Raw genomic sequence first — 17,849 nt, forward strand, 5'->3', positions numbered from 1 at the left:
TTGGCGGTGCCGGTGCGCATGCTTGAGTTGAGTTGATGTCGCGTTTCACGGTCCACGATTTGGCCGCCACCATCGACGCCCGCGCTGCAACGGGCGGCGAGGCGTCCTATACCCGCAAGCTGCTCGACAAGGGCGCGGAGCACTGCGCCAAGAAATTGGGCGAGGAAGCGGTCGAGACCGTGATCGCCGCAGTCGAGAATGACCGCGATCATCTCATCGCGGAAAGTGCCGATCTCGTGTTTCACCTGCTGGTTCTGCTGAAATCACGCGGCGTGAAGCTGGAGGATGTCGAGGCCGCGCTGGAGAAGCGCACTTCGATGTCGGGACTGGAAGAGAAGGCGTCGCGCAAGCGGGACTAGCGCACATGATCGAGCGCATTGAGAGGGGCGTCATGGACATCCGGGCACCAGACCAGCAGTACAACCCCTACCGCGTCTTCACGCGCCAGCAATGGTCGCATCTGCGCGACGATACGCCGATGACGCTCGAGCCCGGCGAGTTCGACCGCCTGCGCTCGATGCACGATCGTCTCGATCTGCAGGAGGTCGAGGACATCTACCTGCCGCTGTCGCGGCTGCTCTCGATCTACGTCGATGCGACCCAGCGGCTGTATTATTCGCAGCGCCAGTTCCTCGCGATCCGCGATCGCAAGATGCCCTACATCGTCGGCGTCGCCGGCTCGGTTGCGGTCGGCAAGTCGACCACGGCCCGCGTGCTGCAGGCGCTCTTGGCGCGCTGGTCGCCGCGCCCGAAGGTCGATTTGATCACGACCGACGGTTTCCTGTTTCCCAATGCCGTGCTCGAGCGGCAGGGCATCATGCAGAAGAAGGGCTTTCCCGAGAGCTACGACCTGCCGACGCTGCTGTCGTTCCTCAGCGACATCAAGGCGGGACGGCGGCGGGTGCGCGCGCCGGTCTATTCGCATCTGACCTACGACATCGTGCCGAACAAATGGGTCGAGATCGACCAGCCCGACATCCTGATCGTCGAGGGCGTCAACGTGCTGCAGACCGGGCGTCTGCCGCGTGACGGCAAGGCGGTGCCGTTCGTCTCCGACTTCTTCGATTTCTCGGTCTATATCGACGCCGATGAAGCCGTGCTGCGGGAGTGGTACATCAAGCGCTTCCTGGCGCTGCGCGACACCGCGTTCACCGATCCCCGTTCCTACTTCCACCGCTACGCGCTGCTGTCGGACGAGGAAGCCACCGCGACCGCGATCGCGATCTGGGAGCGTACCAACCTTGCCAATCTCGAGGACAACATCCTGCCGACCCGCCCGCGCGCGACGCTGATCCTGAAGAAGGGCGCCGACCATGTGGTGCAGTCGGTCGCGTTGCGGCGGTTGTAAGTTTGATCCGCCAAAGCTGACCAACATCAGCGGTGTCGTCCCGGCGAAGGCCGGGACCCATACTCCGCGGCGCTTGCAAAGGGCACGCGGCCAGACGGTCTTTCACCAATTTGCGTTCGTGGTTATGGGTCCCGGCCTTCGCCGGGACGACGTGGGATTTGCGGCGGCTACGCCGCGATGTGCCGCCCGGCGGCGAGGCCCGCGAGCGCTTCTTCCAGCTTCTCGCGGTCGAGCGGCTTGATCAGGAAGCCGTCCATGCCGGCTTCGAAGCAGGCATAGCGATCCTCCACCAGCGTGTTGGCGGTCAGCGCCAGGATCGGCGTCCGGCGTCCGGACTGGCCAGCTTCGTAGTCGCGGATCTGCTTGGTGGTCTCGATGCCGTTGAGGCGCGGCATCTGGATGTCCATCAGCACAAGATCGTAGGGCGTGCCGGCCGACGTCGCCGAGAGCCAGGATTCCATCGCCTGCTCGCCATTGGTGGTGATGACGACGTTGTGGCCGAGCCGGGTGAGCAGCGAGCGCATCAGGAGCGCGTTGATCTCATTGTCTTCCGCGACCAGGATCGAGAGCCCCTTGTCCGGCGGCGCGGCCGCCGGCGCGGTAGCGGTGGGCTCGGCGATTGCCTCGCTCACAAGGCTTGGCATTACAAGGCTTGGCGCGGCGATCTCGGGTGACGCGGTCAGGCGTGCGGCGAGCGACGAGGCGCGGAGCGGCTTGACCAGATAGCCGGTGAACATTGCCGTCTCGGAGGCCGCGAGGTCCTGCCGGGTCGACGGCGTGACCATCACGATGCGATGGGTCGCATGGATGCGGGCAGCGGTGGCGAACGCCTCCATCGTCTGGGTGCCGAGCGTGTGATCGATCAGGACCGTGTGCCAGCTCCGCTCCGGCAGCAGTGCCTCGGCGACATTGGCATCCGACACGATGCAGGTCTGCGCGCCCCAGCGCTGCAGCCGCCGCGAGATCAGCGAAGCCTCGATGCTGTGCGGCGCGACCAGCATGATCGACTGGCCGGCGAGGTCAGGCGCGGTGAAGCCGTTGGCTTCGCCGGCACCGGCGGCGGAGAGCGGGATCGACACCTCGAAGGTCGAGCCTGAGCCCGGCGTGCTGGCGAGCGTGATGCGGCCGCCCATGCGCCTGACGATGCGGTCGCTGATCGACAGGCCGAGGCCGGTTCCGCCATAGCTGCGCGCGATGCGATCGTCGGCCTGCTCGAAATCCCGGAAGATGCGCTGCTGCGCTTCAGGCGCGATGCCGATGCCGGTGTCGCGAACCAGGAAGCTGATCTCGTTCGGCCAGATCCCGGGCTCGACGATCAGCGCCACGCCGCCGGTCGCGGTGAACTTGATGGCATTGCCGGCGAGATTGAGCAGCACCTGACGCAGCCGCGCGGCATCGCCGGTCACCTGCATCGGCAGCCGCTCGTCGACATAGGCCGCGATCTCGATGCCCTTGGCCTGCGCGCGCGGCGCCAGCAACTCGGTGATGTCCTCGATCAGGCCGGACAGCGCAAAGGCGCGGTGTTCGAGATCGATCTTGCCAGCCTCGATCTTGGAATAGTCGAGCAGCTCCTCGATCAGCGCCATCAGCGCGTCGCCGGAGGTCTTGACCGCCTTGACGTAGGTCATCTGCTCCGGCGTCAGCTGGGTGTCCATCAAGAGCCCGCTCATGCCGATGATGCCGTTCAGCGGCGTGCGGATCTCGTGGCTCGCCATCGCCAGGAAGCGCGACTTGGCGCGGTTGGCGGCGTCGGCCTGATCGCGCGCCTCGGTCAGCGCGCGCTCGCTCTCAGTGCGGTCGGTGACGTCGCGGCCGACGCTCTGCATCTCCGCCGGCGCGCCGGCATCGTTGCGCACGAGGCCCTCGCGCCAGGCGATCCAGCGCGGCCCGAGCGGTCCCTCGATCTTCTGGTCGTAGACCCGGGTCCCGTTGGATTCGAGCGCGGTGTCGCCCTGCTCGAGCACCTTGAGCGCGGCGGTGCTGCCGGTCAGTTCGCTGCGGGAAATCTGCGCCAGCGCGCAATAGGCGTCGTTGGCATAGGTGATGCGGCCGTCGAGGTCGCGCAGCACGATCAGATCGTCCTGTGCCTCGTACAGGGTGGAGGCGCGCTGCTCGGCTTCCTGCAGCTCCCAGTTGCGGTCGGCCATCGCTTCATTGTGCATGACGATGGTGCGCAGCCGTCTGCGCATCAGCCGCAGCCGGATGCCGAGCGTCACGATCCAGAGGCAGGCGAGCGCGAACAGGAAGCTGACCCCGATCGCGAATGCATTGGGATCGTAGCCGCTGTGCGGCGAGAGGGCGCCGGAAATGAACCCGAAGGCGCTGCCGAATGCGACGGAGAAGATCGTGAACGAACGGACGATCGTCGCGACCCAGGAATGGCGCCGCAGGAAGCGGCGAAGGCGTAACTTGATCCGGAAGAAACGCCCCATCAATGGTGGTCCTGAGAGTGCCCGATCTGGGGATGAGGATGCGTCGGCGACCTTGCAAAGTGCTTGAAGTTGGTGGCTGTTTCGCGCTGCCCTCGGAACAGGGTTAGCGCGAGGTTAACTCCGCCATGATCCGGCGCGGAAAGTTGGGGTCAGGCGCGAGCGAGGCCGCTTCAAGGCGGCGATGGCCGTCGTGGGCGCTGACGATCAGGGCCGCGGCATCGCGCGCCGAGAACGTCTTCGACTGCACGTAGACGCGGTAATCGAACGGACCATCGTGGGTAAGATAGATGACAGGACCGGTTGCGGTCGGCTCGCTGGAAATTGCGACGAGCTGCGGCACCGCGTTGCTCTCGCAGGCGCCGGCCTCGGCATCGTCGATGTCATCGATCACGGTGAAGTCGGCGGCATCGGCGCTGTCTGCGATCTGAACCCGGACGGTGGCAAGGCCGGGATCGTCGGTGAAGCTGACGTGCAGCTGCGCCTGCCAGGGGACCGATGCGATCTGCATCGTGGCGCCGCCCACCTCGATGCAGGGCCGGGGACCCGGCAGCAATTCAGCGCGGGCAAATACCGCGGCCACGGCAAGGGGGACCACCGAGGCCAGAATCTTCATACGCAACATGACACAACCCACTCGACCCAAGCGCGCCGCGGACCGCGGTGCTTATGGTTTGCGGAGCGTAAATGGGAGTGGTTACCGTCGCGTTGACGCGCGCGATTCCGCCACGAATTGAAACAGGCTTGGGTTCGCGTCAGGCCGCGCGGCGCAAATCGTCGGCCAATGCACGATAGGACAGCGCTTCGGCGAGATGCAGCCGGCCGATCGTGTCAGCGCCGTCGAGATCGGCGAGCGTGCGCGCCACCCGCAGCACGCGGTGATAGCCGCGCGCGGTGAGGTGCATGTTGTCGGCGGCCTCGCGCAGCAGCTTCTGCCCGTGCGCATCGGGCTGCGCGATGGTCTCGAGCAGCGAGCTCGGCGCTTCCGCATTGGTGCGGACCTGCGGCATGCCGGCCGCGGCATAACGCGCGAGCTGGATGTCGCGTGCCGCTGCGACGCGCGCGGCGACTTCGGCCGAGCCCTCCGCCGGCGGCGGCAGGATCAAATCCGCCGCGGTCACGGCCGGCACCTCGATCCTGAGATGGATGCGATCCATCAGCGGGCCGGAAATCCGCATCTGGTAGTCGGCGGTGCAGCGGTCGAGCCGGCCGCGTTTGCAGGAATAGCCCGGCTCATAGGCGTGGCCGCAGCGGCACGGGTTCATCGCCGCGACCAGCATGAAGCGTGCCGGATAGGTGACGCGATGGTTGGCCCGGCTCACCGAAACCTCGCCGTTCTCCAGCGGCTGGCGCAGCGAATCCAGCACGCGCGGATCGAACTCCGGCAATTCGTCGAGGAACAGCACGCCCTGATGCGCGAGCGAGATCTCGCCCGGCTTGGCGCGCATGCCGCCGCCGGTCAGCGCGGCCATGCTCGCGGAATGATGCGGGCTGCGGAACGGACGCCGCGCGGTCAACGCGCCGTCGCGGATTTCGCCGGCGACGGAGGCGATCATCGAGACTTCGAGCAGCTCGGACGGCGACAGCGGCGGCAGGATCGAAGGCAGCCGCGCCGCCAGCATCGATTTGCCGGCGCCGGGCGAGCCGATCATCAGCAGATGATGCCCGCCGGCGGCCGCGATCTCCAGCGCGCGCTTTGCGCTCTCCTGGCCCTTTATGTCGCGCAAATCGAGCAGCACTTCCTCGCGCTCATGCACCTTCGGCTGCGGCCGCGACAGCAGCTGCGTGCCCTTGAAGTGATTGGCGATCTGGATCAGCGAGTGGGCCGCGATGATCTGGATGTCCGGGCTCGCCCAGGCGGCTTCCGAGCCGCAGGCGGCCGGACAGATCAAGCCCTCGTCGCGCGAATTGGCGCCGATCGCGGCGGGCAGCACGCCCGCCACCGGTGCAATCGAGCCGTCGAGGCCCAGTTCGCCGAGCACGGTGAAGCCGCTCAGCGCATCCGGCGGGATCGCCCCGATCGCCGCCATCAGGCCGAGCGCGATCGGCAGGTCGTAATGGCTGCCCTCCTTGGGCAGATCGGCCGGGGCGAGGTTGACGGTGATACGGCGGGCGGGCAGCGCGAGGCCGGAGGCGATCAGCGCCGAGCGCACCCGCTCGCGCGCTTCCGACACCGCCTTGTCGGGCAGGCCGACGATCGCAAACGCCGGCAGCCCGGGCGCGACCTGCACCTGCACGTCGACTGCGCGAGCCTCAATCCCCTCGAAAGCGACGGTGGAAACCCGCTGGACCATGCTGCCCCTATCTTCCGCCACCCAAGGTAGCGGAGCGGGCTGCCCAGCGCAAGAACATTAAGAGAACATCCGGGGCGACGCGCGCCGTCCCCGATCCAGGTGCATGATCGTGGATAACCGCGCGGACGGCCCAACGGCAGGCGGTGAACGCGTCCTTGCTTAGCCGCACCGTACACAATGCAAGCACCAAAGCGTGGTAGCTACAGCGGCGCGGACACGATCACCACGAATACGGTCGAGGGCTGCTACAGTATTTTCAAGCGTGGCATGAAGGGCAACTATCAGCACTGCTCCGAGAAGCACCTGTATCGCTACCTCGCCGAATTCGATTTCCGCTATTCCAACCGAGTCGCACTCGGCGTGAACGATGGGAACGTGCGGTGCTTGCCATGAAGGGTATCGAGGACAAGCGTCTCACGTACCGGCCGACTAACAAGCTAGTCGCCTGAGCACCTTGCTCGCCGATTCTTGCGCTGGCGCAAGCGGAAAAAGCGCGCAATCCACCGGACTCAAAAGACCGAATTGCCCCTAAACTGAAAAAGTCCCAGAGAGATTCGCCTGGGACCATTCCCGCTGGGAGCCGCGCGGGATAATTCGCGTTCAGTCCCCGCAAATATTAGCGGACGCGGATTCGGTCAAGCAGCTCTCACAAATTGAGAGATCTACCATGCCGTTCGGTCCTGACTATTTCGTTGCGATTAATGCTTCAATCGCAAAGGTTGAAAAGAAGCTCTATGAAAAAGCTAAGACGCCGCAGCAAAGGCACGAGATAGACGAACTCGTGAGCGAATTGAAAGCTGAGATCGCAAAGGCCAATTCAGCCTTCGCACAATCCGTCGGCTTCCCTATTTGCCATTGCAAGCCACCAGCCGGTGTTCCCATGGCATGGAAGGAAAACGAATCTGCTCACGTCTGTCCGGAATGCGGCCATCGGAAGGAAAAGCCAAAACCCATTCGGGTTGGTCCGAGCCGATTCGTCAACAGACGACGGGGCAGTGACGATTGGGACATTTTCACCGGGAAGTAGCAGGCATCTTCGTCTTCGGCTTTGTCGGCTTCTTTTTCCCAAGCTTCATTTCATCGTGAGGCTGGGGCATCCGCACCAAGGCGCCCACTACGCGCTTGGCCTCCTCTAATTCCTGTTCCGGTGTGTCATGTCAGATAGTTCCGATCCTGGTGAACCCAGCAACGCTGACGAGGTACGCACGTTTTTCGCCATATATGGCTCGTTTCTTCAGCTATGGCAGACTTTCGAGCTTGTCATAGAAGTCGCGATCATGCGGCGACTTAATCTATCTGCTCGTCACGCGTCCATTGTCCTAAACAGTCTCAATTTCGCGGCGAAATCAAACATCCTGTCCTCTCTTCTTAAAGAGGAGGGCGATCAGGAGGCACTTTCAGCACTCGGCAACGCGCAAACCAAGGCTGGCAGGAATGATTTCATTCACAGCTTCCTGACAATTCAAGACGCGGGCATCTTCCGGCTAGTGCGCCGAAATATCAAAAATGGGAACTACACTGCGGATCTAAACGAGTTAGACGTTCCGGCCATGTTTACGCATGGAGCCCAGTTCGCTGAAGCGTATGAGCGAGCCCAAACTGCCCTTGGCGTGACTAGTGAAGACGTCGATCAGTACATAGAAGCGATCGAATCTCACGCTTGAGACGCCCCATCTCGGGCAGCGCATTAAGAGAACATCCGGGGGCGACGCGCGCCGTCCCCGGATGGCCAGCCGTCACAGCGTCATCTGCATCGGCTCGGGATAATAGTGGAAGCCCTCGCCGGCCTTGGCGACGTGGCCGTAGCCCGGCCAGGCGAAGTGATAGGACATGACCGGCGTCTTGTTCGCGGCCAGTGTCTCCAAGAGCCTGACCCGCGAGGCTGCCGCCTGCTTCGGATCGGTGTCGTAGGAGAACTCCATCCGCGGTCGCTCCAGCAGCAGCACCGCGTGATGGGAGAGGTCGCCGAGGAAGGCGAACGACTTGCCGCCGGAGCTCACCATGAAGATGGTGTGGCCCACGGTGTGGCCGGGCGCTGCGATCGCCGTCACGCCGGGCAGGAATTCCTGGCCGTCCTTGAAGAACACGATGCGGTCGCGAACCGGCAGCAGGTTCTTGCGGGCGTGCACGACAAAGTCCTTCAGCGGACTGCCCATCTTGCCTTCGTCGGTCCAGAAATCGAGATCGCTCTGCGCGATGTAGTATTGCGCATTCGGGAACAGCGGCTTGTCGTCGGCGCCGACGATGCCGCCGATGTGATCGATGTGCGCGTGCGACAGCACGACGGCGTCGATGTCCTCCGGCTTGATGCCGGCTTCCTGCATGCTCTTCTGCTGCCGGCCGGTGGTCGGACCGAACGCCTTCGACGTGCCCATGCCGGTATCGAACAGGATCAACTTGTCGCCGGTGTTGACGATCGGCGAATTCTGCTCGAGCACGACATTGTCGGGCGAGAGGAAGTTGTCGGAGAGCATCTTCTTCACTTCTTCCTTCGGCACGCCGGTGAAGGTGCCGGAGGGATCGCCGAGCGGAAGCGGACCGTCGGAGACGACGGTGACTTCGGCATCGCCGAGCACGAAGCGGTGCCAATAGGGAGTCTGCGTGCCGAGTTTCGGCGCGCGCGCTTGCGCAGTGCCGCCGAGGAGTGTGCTGGCGCCGAGACCGGCACCGAGCGCGAGCAAGGATCGTCGTGAGACATTGAGCGTCATAACGTCTTCCTCCACAATTTTTATGAGTTTGTCGCGTTGTTGCCCGCGTTGGCCCGCCGCTTGACCTGACGCAGGCAAGAAGATGCTGCCCTCGCCCGCGCAAGCTGGCAAGAAGAATAAGGCGAACGCAGGCACGGCCAGGCGCTGGCTAAATTTCAGCCAGCCTGTGCAACGCACAAGGGAGGAGGATTATTTCGCGGCGCGCTTCTTCTCGATGGTATCCCAGATCTTGGCCGCGACGTCGGGGCCGTTGAGCCGCGCAATGGCGCGGATGCCGGTCGGCGATGTGACGTTGATCTCGGTCAGATTGCCGTCGATCACATCGAGGCCGACGAACAGCAGGCCGAGTTCGCGCAGCGCGGGCCCGACGGTGGCGCAGATTTCGCGCTCGCGATCCGAAAGCTCGGTCGCCTTGGCCGCGCCGCCGCGCACCATGTTGGAGCGCAGATCGTCCGCCGCCGGCACGCGGTTGACGGCGCCGGCGAATTCGCCGTCGACCAGGATGATGCGCTTGTCGCCATGCTTCACCTCGGGAAGGAAGCGCTGGATCACCCAGGGCTCCTTGAAGGTGACCGAGAACATGTCGAACAGCGAGCCGAAATTCATATCCTGCGGCATCACACGAAACACCGCGGCGCCGCCATGGCCGTGCAACGGTTTCATGACGACGGCGCCGTGCTGGTCGCGGAATGCGTTGATCTCGTCGAGGTCGCGCGAGATCAGGGTCGGCGGCATCAGCTGCGGGAAATTCATCACGAACAGCTTTTCCGGCGCGTTGCGCACGCTGGCCGGATCGTTGACGACCAGGGTCTTCGGATGGATGCGCTCGAGCAAATGGGTCGAGGTGATGTAGGCGAGGTCGAACGGCGGGTCCTGCCGCAGCAGCACCACATCGAAGCCGTTGAGGGCCTCGCGCTTCGCTTCGCCGAGCGTGAAGTGATCGCCGACCTCGTCGCGCACGGTGAGCGGCTGCAGCGGCGCCACCAGCTCCTCGCCGCGCAGCGACAGTTTGTCGGGCGTGTAGTAGGAAATGCCGTGGCCGCGCTTCTGGGCTTCGAGCAGCAGCGCAAAGGTCGAATCGCCGCGGATGTTGATGCGCGCGATGGGATCCATCTGGACGGCGATCTTCAATTTCATAGGCGTATCCCGAGAGGTCTGAGGGTAACTTTAAGGGCTTGCGTCGAATGCCGCTAACAGATGGCGCGGCAGGCTCCTCGGCGCAATCAGCACGGCGTCGAATCTAAGGTCAAATTCGGCATGTTCGGGATGCGCCATCAGCCAGGCCTGGGCGGCATTGACGATGCGCTGCTGCTGGCGCGGGGTCACCGCATAGGCGGCCTCGTCGAGGCTGGCCCGGGCCTTGACCTCGACGAAGGCGACGAGGTTGCGCCGCCGCGCCACCAGGTCGATCTCGCCATAGGGGGTGCGGAAGCGTTTCGCCAGGATGCGATAGCCCTTGGCAATCAGGAGCGCCGCGGCGCGGCTTTCGGCCGACAAGCCGGTGCGGAATGCGGCGACGCGTTCGGGCGAGGCGCTGTCAGTCTTCGCGCTGTCAGTCTTGGCCATCGCCGTCCCCGATGGTTTTGGCAAGCTCGAGCGCGCGGGCGTAGACCTCGCGGCGCGGCCGGCCCGACAGCTCGACCGCATGCGCCACCGCATCCTTGACACTGCCGCGGGTGAGCTGCGCGCGCAGCAGGTCGTCGAGCGCGTGCTGGTCCATCACCCCGGCATCGTCGGCCGGCGGGCCAATGACGAGCACGAACTCGCCGCGCGTTTCCAGCGCGTCCGCGCCCGCCGCAAGCTCGGCGACCGGCGCGCGCTTGACCTCCTCGTGCAGCTTGGTCAGCTCGCGGCAGATCGCAGCATGGCGATCGCCCATGATCGCGTCGAGATCGCGCAGCGTGTCCTGCACCCGATTGCCGGATTCGAACATCACGAGCGTCGCATCGATCCGGGCGAGTTCACTAAGCCGTGCGCGGCGCGCGTGCTCCTTGGCGGGCAGAAATCCCTCGAAGAAAAACCGGTCGGTCGGCAGCGCCGCCACCGACAGCGCCGTCAGCACCGACGACGGTCCGGGCACCGCGATGACGGCATGCCCGGCGGCGCAGACCTCGCGCACCAGCTTGAAGCCGGGGTCGGAGATCAGCGGGGTGCCGGCATCGGAAACCAGTGCGATCGCAGCGCCCTGCGCCAGCCGTTCAAGGATCTTGGGCCGGGCCTGGGTGGCATTATGCTCGTGGTAAAGCGCGAGCTCGGCGGTGATCGCGTAACGCTCGGTCAGCCGGCGCGTAATCCTGGTGTCCTCGCAGGCGATGACGTCGACACCGGCCAGCGTCTCCAGCGCGCGCAGGGTGATGTCGGCGAGGTTGCCGATCGGGGTCGCGACCAGATGCAGCCCGGGCCTGGCCTTCGGCGCGGCCAGCTGCTGGCCGCCGAGCGAAAAGCTTCTGGCCGCAGCGCCTGTCGTGGCATCGGAATGGTGGAGGGAACTGGCTTTTGCGCGCATAATGCCAATCTAGAGGGATGGCAGCACTTGCGCCACATCCGGAAACCGCGATGACGGTAGGCGGTTGCTGAGGGAAACGGGAGCCGCGGCAAGGGCGCCGCGGGGCCATAATCCTTTTGTTTTAGTTAACTATTCGCCGACAATATGCCCAAATCCACCCGCCTCATCTGAGGTCGATGGAGTCCTGGCCGATCCTGGTCGGCCAAGAGAAGAGAGACGATGGAAGGCCCGCATCACCGCAACTCCCAGCCGTCGGGCGCGACCCGGCGGACGGCGCTCGGCCTGCTCGTGGGCGCGCCGTTGCTCGCGGCCTGTTCCGGTATCCAGCAGAGCTTGAGCCAGTTTTCCAGCAACCCGGAAGGTGGTCCCGCCGGCCCGCAGCAGCAGCCGCAGGCGGTCGGTACCGGGCAGGTCAAAATCGGATTGATCCTGCCGCTGTCGGCGTCCGGCAATGCCGGGCTCGCCGCGCAGTCGATGCGCAACGCCGCCGAAATGGCGCTCGCGGAATTCCAGAACCCGAACATCCAGCTTCTGATCAAGGACGACGGCGGCAGCCCGCAGGGCGCATCGCAGGGTGCCCAGCAGGCACTGTCCGAAGGCGCCGAGATCATCCTGGGACCGCTGTTCGCCGGCTCGGTGCCGGCAGTCGCGCAACTGACGCGGCCGCGCGGAACCTCGGTGATCGCGTTCTCCACCGATTCGAGCGTCGCCGGGCACGGCGTCTATCTGCTGAGCTTCCTGCCGGAGTCCGACATCAACCGGATCGTCGATTATTCTTCCGGCATCGGAAAACGCTCGTTCGCCGCGATGGTGCCCGACAACGCCTATGGCAACGTGGTCGAGGCCGCGTTCAAGCAGGCAGTCGGCCGCAAGAACGGCCGCGTCGTCGCATTCGAGAAATATGGCGCCGATCGCGCCACGCCGGCGCGGACCGTGGCCCAGGCGCTCGGCCAGGCCGACGCGCTGCTGATCGCCGACGACGGCGATTCGGTGGTCGCGACCGCCGATGCGCTGACCGCGGCGGGCGCCAATCTGCGCAACATCCAGCTGCTCGGCACCGGGCTGTGGGACAATCCGCGGGTGTTCGCGAGCCCGGTTTTGCAGGGCGGCCTCTACGCCGCGCCCGATCCGTCCGGCTTCCGCAGCTTCGCCGGCCGCTATCGCACCAAATTCGGCGGCGAGCCGGTGCGCACCGCAACGCTTGCCTATGATGCCGTGGCATTGATGGCGGCGCTGGCGCGCACCCAGGGGGCGCAGCGCTTCGCGCCGGAGACGCTGACCAATCCGTCCGGCTTTGCCGGCATCGACGGCCTGTTCCGCTTTCGCTCCGACGGCACCAATGAGCGTGGCCTTGCGGTCATGAAGGTGGCATCCGGCGGCAGCACGCCGGTTGCGGGTTCGCCGAAGAGCTTTGGGGCTTAATTTTCGTCAGGCGGTCGAGCTGCCTTGTCGAGCGCCGGCACCCGCCAGCTGCTTTGCATGGGGTTGTTTTCGATATTTAGGCGGCGAGATCCGCGACGACGGCGTCGAGCACCGGGAAGCCTGACTTGGTCACGCGCAGCCGTCCGTCGGCATCGACGGCGATCGCGCCCTCCTCGCGCAGCATCGCGATCCGGTGCGGATCGAGCTTTCGGCCGGAGAGCTGCGCATAACGCTTGGGGTCGATGCCCTCGGCGAGCCGCAGCCCCATCAGCAGGAATTCGTCGGCGCGTTCTTCGCTGTTGAGGCTGTCATCGGTGACGACGCCATGCCCGCGCTCCTCGACATTCAGCAGCCACGCCTCGGGGCGCCGCTCGGTCGCGGTCGCGTGCCTGATGCCATCGATGTCGAGCCTTCCATGCGCGCCGGGACCGATGCCGGCATATTCCTCGCCGCGCCAGTAGACCAGATTGTGCTTGCACTCGGCGCCAGCGCGGGCGTGGTTGGAGATCTCGTAGGCCGGCAAGCCCTCGCGGGCGCAGACCTCCTGGGTCACGTCATAGAGCGCGCGCGAGGTCGCTTCATCCGGGGTCTGCAATTTGCCGGCGGCATGCAGCCCGAAGAACGGCGTGCCTTCCTCGATCGTGAGCTGATAGAGCGACAGATGCTCGGCCGCTTCCGAGATCGCCTGCTTCAATTCATCGGCCCACATCCGCGGCGTCTGGTCGGGCCGCGCATAGATCAGATCGAACGAGTAACGGTCGAACGCGGAGCGCGCGATCGCCACCGCGTCGAGCGCCTCGCGCGCGGTGTGCAGCCGGCCCAATGCCTTCAGCGAAGCATCATCCAGCGCCTGCACGCCGAGCGAGACGCGATTGACGCCGGCTGTGCGATAGCCGCGAAAGCGCGTCGCCTCGACGCTGGTCGGATTGGCCTCGAGCGTGACCTCGACGTCGCGCGCCACCCGCCAATGCTTGCCGATCGCATCGAGCACGGCGCCGACGGTCTGCGGCTGCATCAGCGACGGCGTGCCGCCGCCGAGGAAGATCGAAGTGACCTCGCGTCCCGGCACCCGGGCGGCCGTGGTCTCGATCTCGCGGGCGAAGGCACGCACGAAGCGGGCCTCGTCGACCGGCGCATGGCGCACGTGGCTGTTGAAATCGCAATACGGGCATTTCGACAGGCAGAACGGCCAGTGCACGTAGACGCCGAAAGCTTCTCGTTCAGCGTGGCTCAAGGCAGATCTCCGCGAGCTTCACGAAGGCACGGGCGCGATGCGACAGGCCGAGTCCGAGCGGCGGCAGGCCGTGCTTCTCGATGCTGCTCATCTCGCCAAAGGTCCGCGTATAGCCGTCGGGCAGGAAAGCCGGATCATAGCCGAATCCGGCGGTGCCGCGCGGCGGCCAGACCAGGGTTCCATCGACCCGGGCCTCGACCTCTTCGAGGTGATGGTCGGGCCAGGCCACGCACAGCGCGGAGACGAAATGCGCCTTGCGCTGCTCCGGCGCGGTGGCGCCGCGCTCCTGCAGCAGCCGCTCGATCCGCGTCATCGCCGCCATGAAGTCCTTGCCCTCGCCGGCCCAGCGCGCCGAGTAGATGCCCGGCGCCCCATCGAGCGCGTCGACCACGAGGCCGGAATCGTCGGCGAAAGCCGGCAGTCCGGTCGCCTTTGCCGCCGCGATCGCCTTGATCGCCGCATTGGTGCGAAAGCTGTCGCCGGTCTCCTCGGGCTCGGCCAGATCGAGCTCGCCGGCCGACACCGCCTCCACGCCATGCGGCGCCAGCAGTTCCCGCATCTCGGCCAGCTTGCCGGGATTATGGGTGGCGATGACGAGCCTTCCGGTGATTCGGCGATGCATGACCAATCAGACTACGCGACCGCGATCTTTTGCAAGTCGACCAGACGCGCGACACCTTTGCGCGCCAGCGCCATCAGGGCCAGGAATTCGTCCTGCGAGAACGGCGTCTTCTCGGCGGTGCCCTGCACCTCGATGATGCGGCCGTCGCCGGTCATGACGAAATTGGCGTCGGTGTCGGCCTCGGAATCCTCGGCATAGTCGAGATCGAGCACCGGCGTGCCCTGGTAGATGCCGCAGGAGATCGCCGCCACATTGTCGCGCAATACGTTGGTCTTCAGCATGTTGCGGGTCTTCATCCAGTTGATGCAGTCGGCCAGCGCCACCCAGGCACCGGTGATCGAGGCGGTGCGGGTGCCGCCATCGGCCTGGATGACGTCGCAATCGACCGTGATCTGGCGCTCGCCGAGCGCTTCGAGATCGACGGCGGCGCGCAGCGAGCGGCCGATCAGCCGCTGGATCTCGACCGTGCGGCCGCCCTGCTTGCCGGCGGAGGCCTCGCGGCGGGTGCGTTCCAGGGTGGCGCGCGGCAGCATGCCGTATTCGGCGGTGACCCAGCCGCGGCCCTGGCCCTTCAGCCACGGCGGCAACCGCTCTTCCAGCGTCGCGGTCACCAGCACATGGGTGTCGCCGAACTTCACCATGCAGGAACCCTCGGCGTATTTGACGACGCCGCGTTCCAGCGACACGGGGCGCAGTTCATCGGGCGCACGGCGGCTTGGCCGCATGAAATCCTCCAAAAATCCGACAGATATGGCTGGGCGTGCTTGTAGGAGGGGCAGGGGGCAGCGGCAAGGGTCTTGGCGAGGGTTTTGGCGAGGGTTTTCGGCCCCGGTACCGCCCGGTATCAAGGGGGTGAATGCATGCTTGTCACCGGCCCTCCGGATCGACAAATTAGGCAGTAATTGTGAGGGACTGGAGTGTGACTCACCACGATCCGATCGGCCTGATTGCCCCGCATGCCGGGCTCGCCCAGCTCAACGAGCGCTCGCGCGACATTTTTCGTCAAATCGTCGAAAGCTATCTCGCGACCGGCGAGCCGGTCGGCTCGCGCAACATCTCGCGGCTGATCGCATTACCGCTGTCGCCGGCCTCGGTCCGCAATGTGATGTCGGATCTCGAGCAGCTCGGCCTGATCTACGCGCCGCACACCTCGGCCGGCCGGCTGCCGACCGAGCTCGGCCTGCGTTTCTTCGTCGACGCCCTGATGCAGGTCGGCGACCTCACCGAGGCCGAACGTCAGTCGATCCAGACCCAGCTTGCGGCCGTCGGGCGTGCGCAATCCGTCGAGGCGGCGCTTGGTGAAGCGTTGACGCGGCTGTCGGGGCTGACCCGCGCTGCGGCTGTCGTGCTGACGCAGAAATCGAATGCGCGGCTGAAGCACATCGAATTCGTGCGGCTGGAGCCGGAGAAGGCGCTGGTCGTGCTGGTCGGTGAAGACGGCCAGGTCGAAAACCGGGTGCTGGCGCTGCCGCCCGGCGTTCCGTCCTCGGCCCTGACCGAAGCGACCAATTTCCTCAATGCGCGGATCCGCGGCCGGACGCTGGCCGAAGCACGGCTCGAGCTCGAGACGGCGTTGACGCAAAATCGCGCCGAGCTCGACCAGCTCACACAGAAGGTCGTCGCGGCCGGCATCGCGAGTTGGTCCGGCGGTGAGAACGAGGACCGCCAGCTGATCGTGCGCGGTCACGCCAATCTGCTCGAGGATCTGCATGCGCTCGACGATCTCGAGCGGATCAAGTCGCTGTTCGACGACCTCGAGACCAAGCGCGGCGTGATCGACCTGCTCGGCCGCGCCGAGCGCGGCGAGGGCGTGCGGATCTTCATCGGCTCGGAGAACAAGCTGTTCTCGCTGTCGGGTTCCTCGACCATCATCGCGCCCTACGGCGACGCCCAGGGCCGGATCGTCGGCGTGCTCGGCGTGATCGGGCCGACGCGGCTGAACTACGCGCGGGTGATCCCGACCGTCGATTACGCCGCGCGCATCGTCAGCAAGATGCTGGGCGGCTGACCGAGCCGGATTTCGCTTTCATTTGATGGGTTTCGTTCACCCCGACCGGAGATCCCTATGCCCAAAACCGGTATGTTGCGCTTGATTTTCGCCGCCTAAAGCACGATATCCCGGGCAGCCAATCCCCAAGATTTGAACCGACGCGAGTTTTCGAGAAGGCAAGCCATGACCGATCCGAACCGGGCCAATGACAACACCGAGAATTCGGCGCCGACGGGTGAGCCCGTGGTCTCGAAGCCCTACATCATGCCTGACGATCCCGAGGTGGGATCGGCCGAGGCGCTGACCAAGGAACTCGCGGAGGCGAAGGACCGCACGCTGCGCACGCTGGCCGAGATGGAGAACCTCCGCCAGCGCACCCGCCGCGAGGTCGCCGACGCCAAGACCTATGGCATCACCGGCTTCGCCCGCGACGTGCTCGATATCGCCGACAATCTGCAGCGCGCGCTCGACGCCGTGCCGGCCGAGACCAAGGAAGCCGCCGATCCCGGCCTGAAGGCGCTGATCGAAGGCGTCGAGCTGACCGAGCGGTCGTTGCTCAACGCGCTGGAGAAGAACGGCGTCAAGAAGTTCGATCCGATCGGCGAGAAGTTCGATCCGAACTTCCAGCAGGCGATGTTCGAGGTGCCTGACGCGTCGGTGCCGTCGGGCACGGTGGTGCAGGTGGTGCAGGCCGGCTACATGATCGGCGAGCGCATCCTGCGTCCGGCGCTGGTCGGTGTCTCCAAGGGCGGCGCCAAGGCTGCGCCGAGCGCCGACATCACGGTCTGATCCGTCCAAGCTGCGAATGGGTAGGCGCGCTGTCGTGGTTTCACGGCAGCGGCTTCTCATGCGCTTTCGGCCAATAGGTGCCGAAACTCCAGAGGTTTCCTTCCGGGTCCCGGCAGGCGAAATCGCGGCTGCCGTATTCGGTGTCGCGCAGTTCCATTTCGATCTTGGCACCCGCAGCCGTCGCCTTCGCATGCAGGGCGTCGGGATCGTCGACGGCGATGTAGATCGAATCGGTGCGGCGGCCGCTGAGGTCGCCGACCAGCCTGCCATAGGCATCGTCGCGAGCCTGGCCCAGCATCAGCAGCGAGGAACCATAGGCAAGCTCGGCATGGTGGATCACGCCGTCGTTGCGATAGACGACATGCTCGGTGAATCCGATCACTCTCGTCAGCCAGCCGATCATCGCCTCGGCGTCCTTGCAGCGCAGGGTCGGGTAGATGCGGGGCGGTTCGATATCGTGCGTCATGGTGGTGGCCTCCTTGGCTGATGGCGCCACTCTGCACGAGA

General features: G+C 65.4%; 18 protein-coding genes and 1 pseudogene. 8 read left to right on the forward strand and 11 right to left on the reverse strand.

Annotated features, from left to right (window positions below; all coding sequences use genetic code 11):
• Positions 1 to 35 precede the first annotated feature (35 nt).
• A complete protein-coding gene (locus FBZ93_RS12090; protein ID WP_028341982.1) occupies positions 36 to 359 on the forward strand; it encodes a phosphoribosyl-ATP diphosphatase in 324 nt (107 codons plus the stop codon).
• Positions 360 to 391: 32 nt separating this feature from the next.
• On the forward strand, positions 392 to 1,348 hold the full coding sequence (coaA, locus tag FBZ93_RS12095; RefSeq protein WP_146986584.1) for a type I pantothenate kinase: 957 nt from the start codon (positions 392 to 394) through the stop codon (positions 1,346 to 1,348).
• Between the two features lie 167 nt (positions 1,349 to 1,515).
• Here the strand turns inward: coaA and FBZ93_RS12100 are convergent, their stop codons facing one another.
• The 3 genes from FBZ93_RS12100 to FBZ93_RS12110 all read right to left on the reverse strand — a co-directional run bounded on the left by FBZ93_RS12100 (position 1,516) and on the right by FBZ93_RS12110 (position 6,071).
• Positions 1,516 to 3,780, reverse strand: a complete 2,265-nt coding sequence (locus FBZ93_RS12100; RefSeq protein ID WP_146986211.1) for a PAS domain-containing hybrid sensor histidine kinase/response regulator — start codon at positions 3,778 to 3,780, stop codon at positions 1,516 to 1,518.
• Between the two features lie 103 nt (positions 3,781 to 3,883).
• On the reverse strand, positions 3,884 to 4,402 hold the full coding sequence (locus FBZ93_RS12105) for a hypothetical protein (protein WP_167529010.1): 519 nt from the start codon (positions 4,400 to 4,402) through the stop codon (positions 3,884 to 3,886).
• Between the two features lie 130 nt (positions 4,403 to 4,532).
• Complete coding sequence (locus FBZ93_RS12110; protein ID WP_146986212.1) at positions 4,533 to 6,071, reverse strand: YifB family Mg chelatase-like AAA ATPase; 1,539 nt, start codon at positions 6,069 to 6,071, stop codon at positions 4,533 to 4,535.
• A 219-nt stretch (positions 6,072 to 6,290) separates the two neighbouring features.
• Between FBZ93_RS12110 and FBZ93_RS12115 the strand changes: the two are divergent.
• The 3 genes and pseudogenes from FBZ93_RS12115 to FBZ93_RS12125 all read left to right on the forward strand — a co-directional run.
• Positions 6,291 to 6,520, forward strand: a pseudogene (locus tag FBZ93_RS12115) (transposase); the annotation flags it as partial.
• A 218-nt stretch (positions 6,521 to 6,738) separates the two neighbouring features.
• Positions 6,739 to 7,098, forward strand: coding sequence for a hypothetical protein (locus FBZ93_RS12120; RefSeq protein ID WP_146986213.1), 360 nt, complete (start codon positions 6,739 to 6,741; stop codon positions 7,096 to 7,098).
• Positions 7,099 to 7,225: 127 nt separating this feature from the next.
• The gene (locus FBZ93_RS12125) at positions 7,226 to 7,735 is read left to right on the forward strand and encodes a hypothetical protein (RefSeq protein ID WP_146986214.1); all 510 of its coding nucleotides are present in this window, start codon (positions 7,226 to 7,228) and stop codon (positions 7,733 to 7,735) included.
• A 72-nt stretch (positions 7,736 to 7,807) separates the two neighbouring features.
• Here the strand turns inward: FBZ93_RS12125 and FBZ93_RS12130 are convergent, their stop codons facing one another.
• The 4 genes from FBZ93_RS12130 to rsmI all read right to left on the reverse strand — a co-directional run bounded on the left by FBZ93_RS12130 (position 7,808) and on the right by rsmI (position 11,285).
• Positions 7,808 to 8,779, reverse strand: coding sequence for an MBL fold metallo-hydrolase (locus FBZ93_RS12130; RefSeq protein WP_146986215.1), 972 nt, complete (start codon positions 8,777 to 8,779; stop codon positions 7,808 to 7,810).
• A gap of 189 nt (positions 8,780 to 8,968) precedes the next feature.
• Complete coding sequence (gene gshB, locus FBZ93_RS12135) at positions 8,969 to 9,916, reverse strand: glutathione synthase (RefSeq protein ID WP_146986216.1); 948 nt, start codon at positions 9,914 to 9,916, stop codon at positions 8,969 to 8,971.
• A 30-nt stretch (positions 9,917 to 9,946) separates the two neighbouring features.
• Complete coding sequence (locus FBZ93_RS12140; RefSeq protein WP_146986217.1) at positions 9,947 to 10,345, reverse strand: YraN family protein; 399 nt, start codon at positions 10,343 to 10,345, stop codon at positions 9,947 to 9,949.
• A complete protein-coding gene (rsmI, locus tag FBZ93_RS12145; RefSeq protein ID WP_146986218.1) occupies positions 10,332 to 11,285 on the reverse strand; it encodes a 16S rRNA (cytidine(1402)-2'-O)-methyltransferase in 954 nt (317 codons plus the stop codon). Before rsmI ends, FBZ93_RS12140 begins: the two co-directional genes overlap by 14 nt.
• Before the next feature lie 219 nt (positions 11,286 to 11,504).
• Between rsmI and FBZ93_RS12150 the strand changes: the two genes are divergently transcribed.
• Positions 11,505 to 12,707, forward strand: a complete 1,203-nt coding sequence (locus FBZ93_RS12150) for a penicillin-binding protein activator (protein ID WP_146986219.1) — start codon at positions 11,505 to 11,507, stop codon at positions 12,705 to 12,707.
• A gap of 76 nt (positions 12,708 to 12,783) precedes the next feature.
• On the opposite strand, the gene hemW is transcribed toward FBZ93_RS12150, so the two are convergent.
• The 3 genes from hemW to rph are packed head-to-tail and all read right to left on the reverse strand — an operon-like array spanning position 12,784 to position 15,288.
• On the reverse strand, positions 12,784 to 13,941 hold the full coding sequence (gene hemW, locus FBZ93_RS12155) for a radical SAM family heme chaperone HemW (protein ID WP_146986220.1): 1,158 nt from the start codon (positions 13,939 to 13,941) through the stop codon (positions 12,784 to 12,786).
• Positions 13,928 to 14,563, reverse strand: a complete 636-nt coding sequence (gene rdgB / locus FBZ93_RS12160; protein WP_146986221.1) for an RdgB/HAM1 family non-canonical purine NTP pyrophosphatase — start codon at positions 14,561 to 14,563, stop codon at positions 13,928 to 13,930. Before rdgB ends, hemW begins: the two co-directional genes overlap by 14 nt.
• Positions 14,564 to 14,574: 11 nt before the next feature.
• Positions 14,575 to 15,288, reverse strand: a complete 714-nt coding sequence (gene rph, locus FBZ93_RS12165) for a ribonuclease PH (protein ID WP_021078183.1) — start codon at positions 15,286 to 15,288, stop codon at positions 14,575 to 14,577.
• 194 nt (positions 15,289 to 15,482) lie between these two features.
• Between rph and hrcA the strand changes: the two genes are divergently transcribed.
• Complete coding sequence (gene hrcA / locus FBZ93_RS12170; protein ID WP_016841498.1) at positions 15,483 to 16,571, forward strand: heat-inducible transcriptional repressor HrcA; 1,089 nt, start codon at positions 15,483 to 15,485, stop codon at positions 16,569 to 16,571.
• A gap of 165 nt (positions 16,572 to 16,736) precedes the next feature.
• A complete protein-coding gene (grpE, locus tag FBZ93_RS12175; RefSeq protein WP_146986222.1) occupies positions 16,737 to 17,342 on the forward strand; it encodes a nucleotide exchange factor GrpE in 606 nt (201 codons plus the stop codon).
• Between the two features lie 40 nt (positions 17,343 to 17,382).
• Here the strand turns inward: grpE and FBZ93_RS12180 are convergent, their stop codons facing one another.
• Positions 17,383 to 17,808 carry a VOC family protein gene (locus FBZ93_RS12180; protein WP_146986223.1) on the reverse strand — a complete coding sequence of 142 codons (426 nt, stop codon included), beginning with the start codon at positions 17,806 to 17,808 and terminating at the stop codon, positions 17,383 to 17,385.
• Positions 17,809 to 17,849: the final 41 nt, after the last annotated feature.

The organism is Bradyrhizobium macuxiense (genome assembly GCF_007993935.1).
GTDB lineage: Bacteria > Pseudomonadota > Alphaproteobacteria > Rhizobiales > Xanthobacteraceae > Bradyrhizobium > Bradyrhizobium macuxiense_A.

Excerpts from the sequence above, each read along its gene's own strand:
- FBZ93_RS12120 (WP_146986213.1), top strand. The coding sequence starts at position 6,739 with ATGCCGTTCGGTCCTGACTATTTCGTTGCGATTAATGCTTCAATCGCA.
- FBZ93_RS12100 (WP_146986211.1), bottom strand. The coding sequence starts at position 3,780 with ATGGGGCGTTTCTTCCGGATCAAGTTACGCCTTCGCCGCTTCCTGCGG.
- FBZ93_RS12150 (WP_146986219.1), top strand. The coding sequence starts at position 11,505 with ATGGAAGGCCCGCATCACCGCAACTCCCAGCCGTCGGGCGCGACCCGG.
- FBZ93_RS12090 (WP_028341982.1), top strand. The coding sequence starts at position 36 with ATGTCGCGTTTCACGGTCCACGATTTGGCCGCCACCATCGACGCCCGC.
- rdgB (WP_146986221.1), bottom strand. The coding sequence starts at position 14,563 with ATGCATCGCCGAATCACCGGAAGGCTCGTCATCGCCACCCATAATCCC.
- FBZ93_RS12180 (WP_146986223.1), bottom strand. The coding sequence starts at position 17,808 with ATGACGCACGATATCGAACCGCCCCGCATCTACCCGACCCTGCGCTGC.
- coaA (WP_146986584.1), top strand. The coding sequence starts at position 392 with ATGGACATCCGGGCACCAGACCAGCAGTACAACCCCTACCGCGTCTTC.
- FBZ93_RS12105 (WP_167529010.1), bottom strand. The coding sequence starts at position 4,402 with ATGTTGCGTATGAAGATTCTGGCCTCGGTGGTCCCCCTTGCCGTGGCC.
- FBZ93_RS12140 (WP_146986217.1), bottom strand. The coding sequence starts at position 10,345 with ATGGCCAAGACTGACAGCGCGAAGACTGACAGCGCCTCGCCCGAACGC.
- FBZ93_RS12125 (WP_146986214.1), top strand. The coding sequence starts at position 7,226 with ATGTCAGATAGTTCCGATCCTGGTGAACCCAGCAACGCTGACGAGGTA.
- gshB (WP_146986216.1), bottom strand. The coding sequence starts at position 9,916 with ATGAAATTGAAGATCGCCGTCCAGATGGATCCCATCGCGCGCATCAAC.
- FBZ93_RS12110 (WP_146986212.1), bottom strand. The coding sequence starts at position 6,071 with ATGGTCCAGCGGGTTTCCACCGTCGCTTTCGAGGGGATTGAGGCTCGC.
- FBZ93_RS12130 (WP_146986215.1), bottom strand. The coding sequence starts at position 8,779 with ATGACGCTCAATGTCTCACGACGATCCTTGCTCGCGCTCGGTGCCGGT.
- rph (WP_021078183.1), bottom strand. The coding sequence starts at position 15,288 with ATGCGGCCAAGCCGCCGTGCGCCCGATGAACTGCGCCCCGTGTCGCTG.
- rsmI (WP_146986218.1), bottom strand. The coding sequence starts at position 11,285 with ATGCGCGCAAAAGCCAGTTCCCTCCACCATTCCGATGCCACGACAGGC.
- grpE (WP_146986222.1), top strand. The coding sequence starts at position 16,737 with ATGACCGATCCGAACCGGGCCAATGACAACACCGAGAATTCGGCGCCG.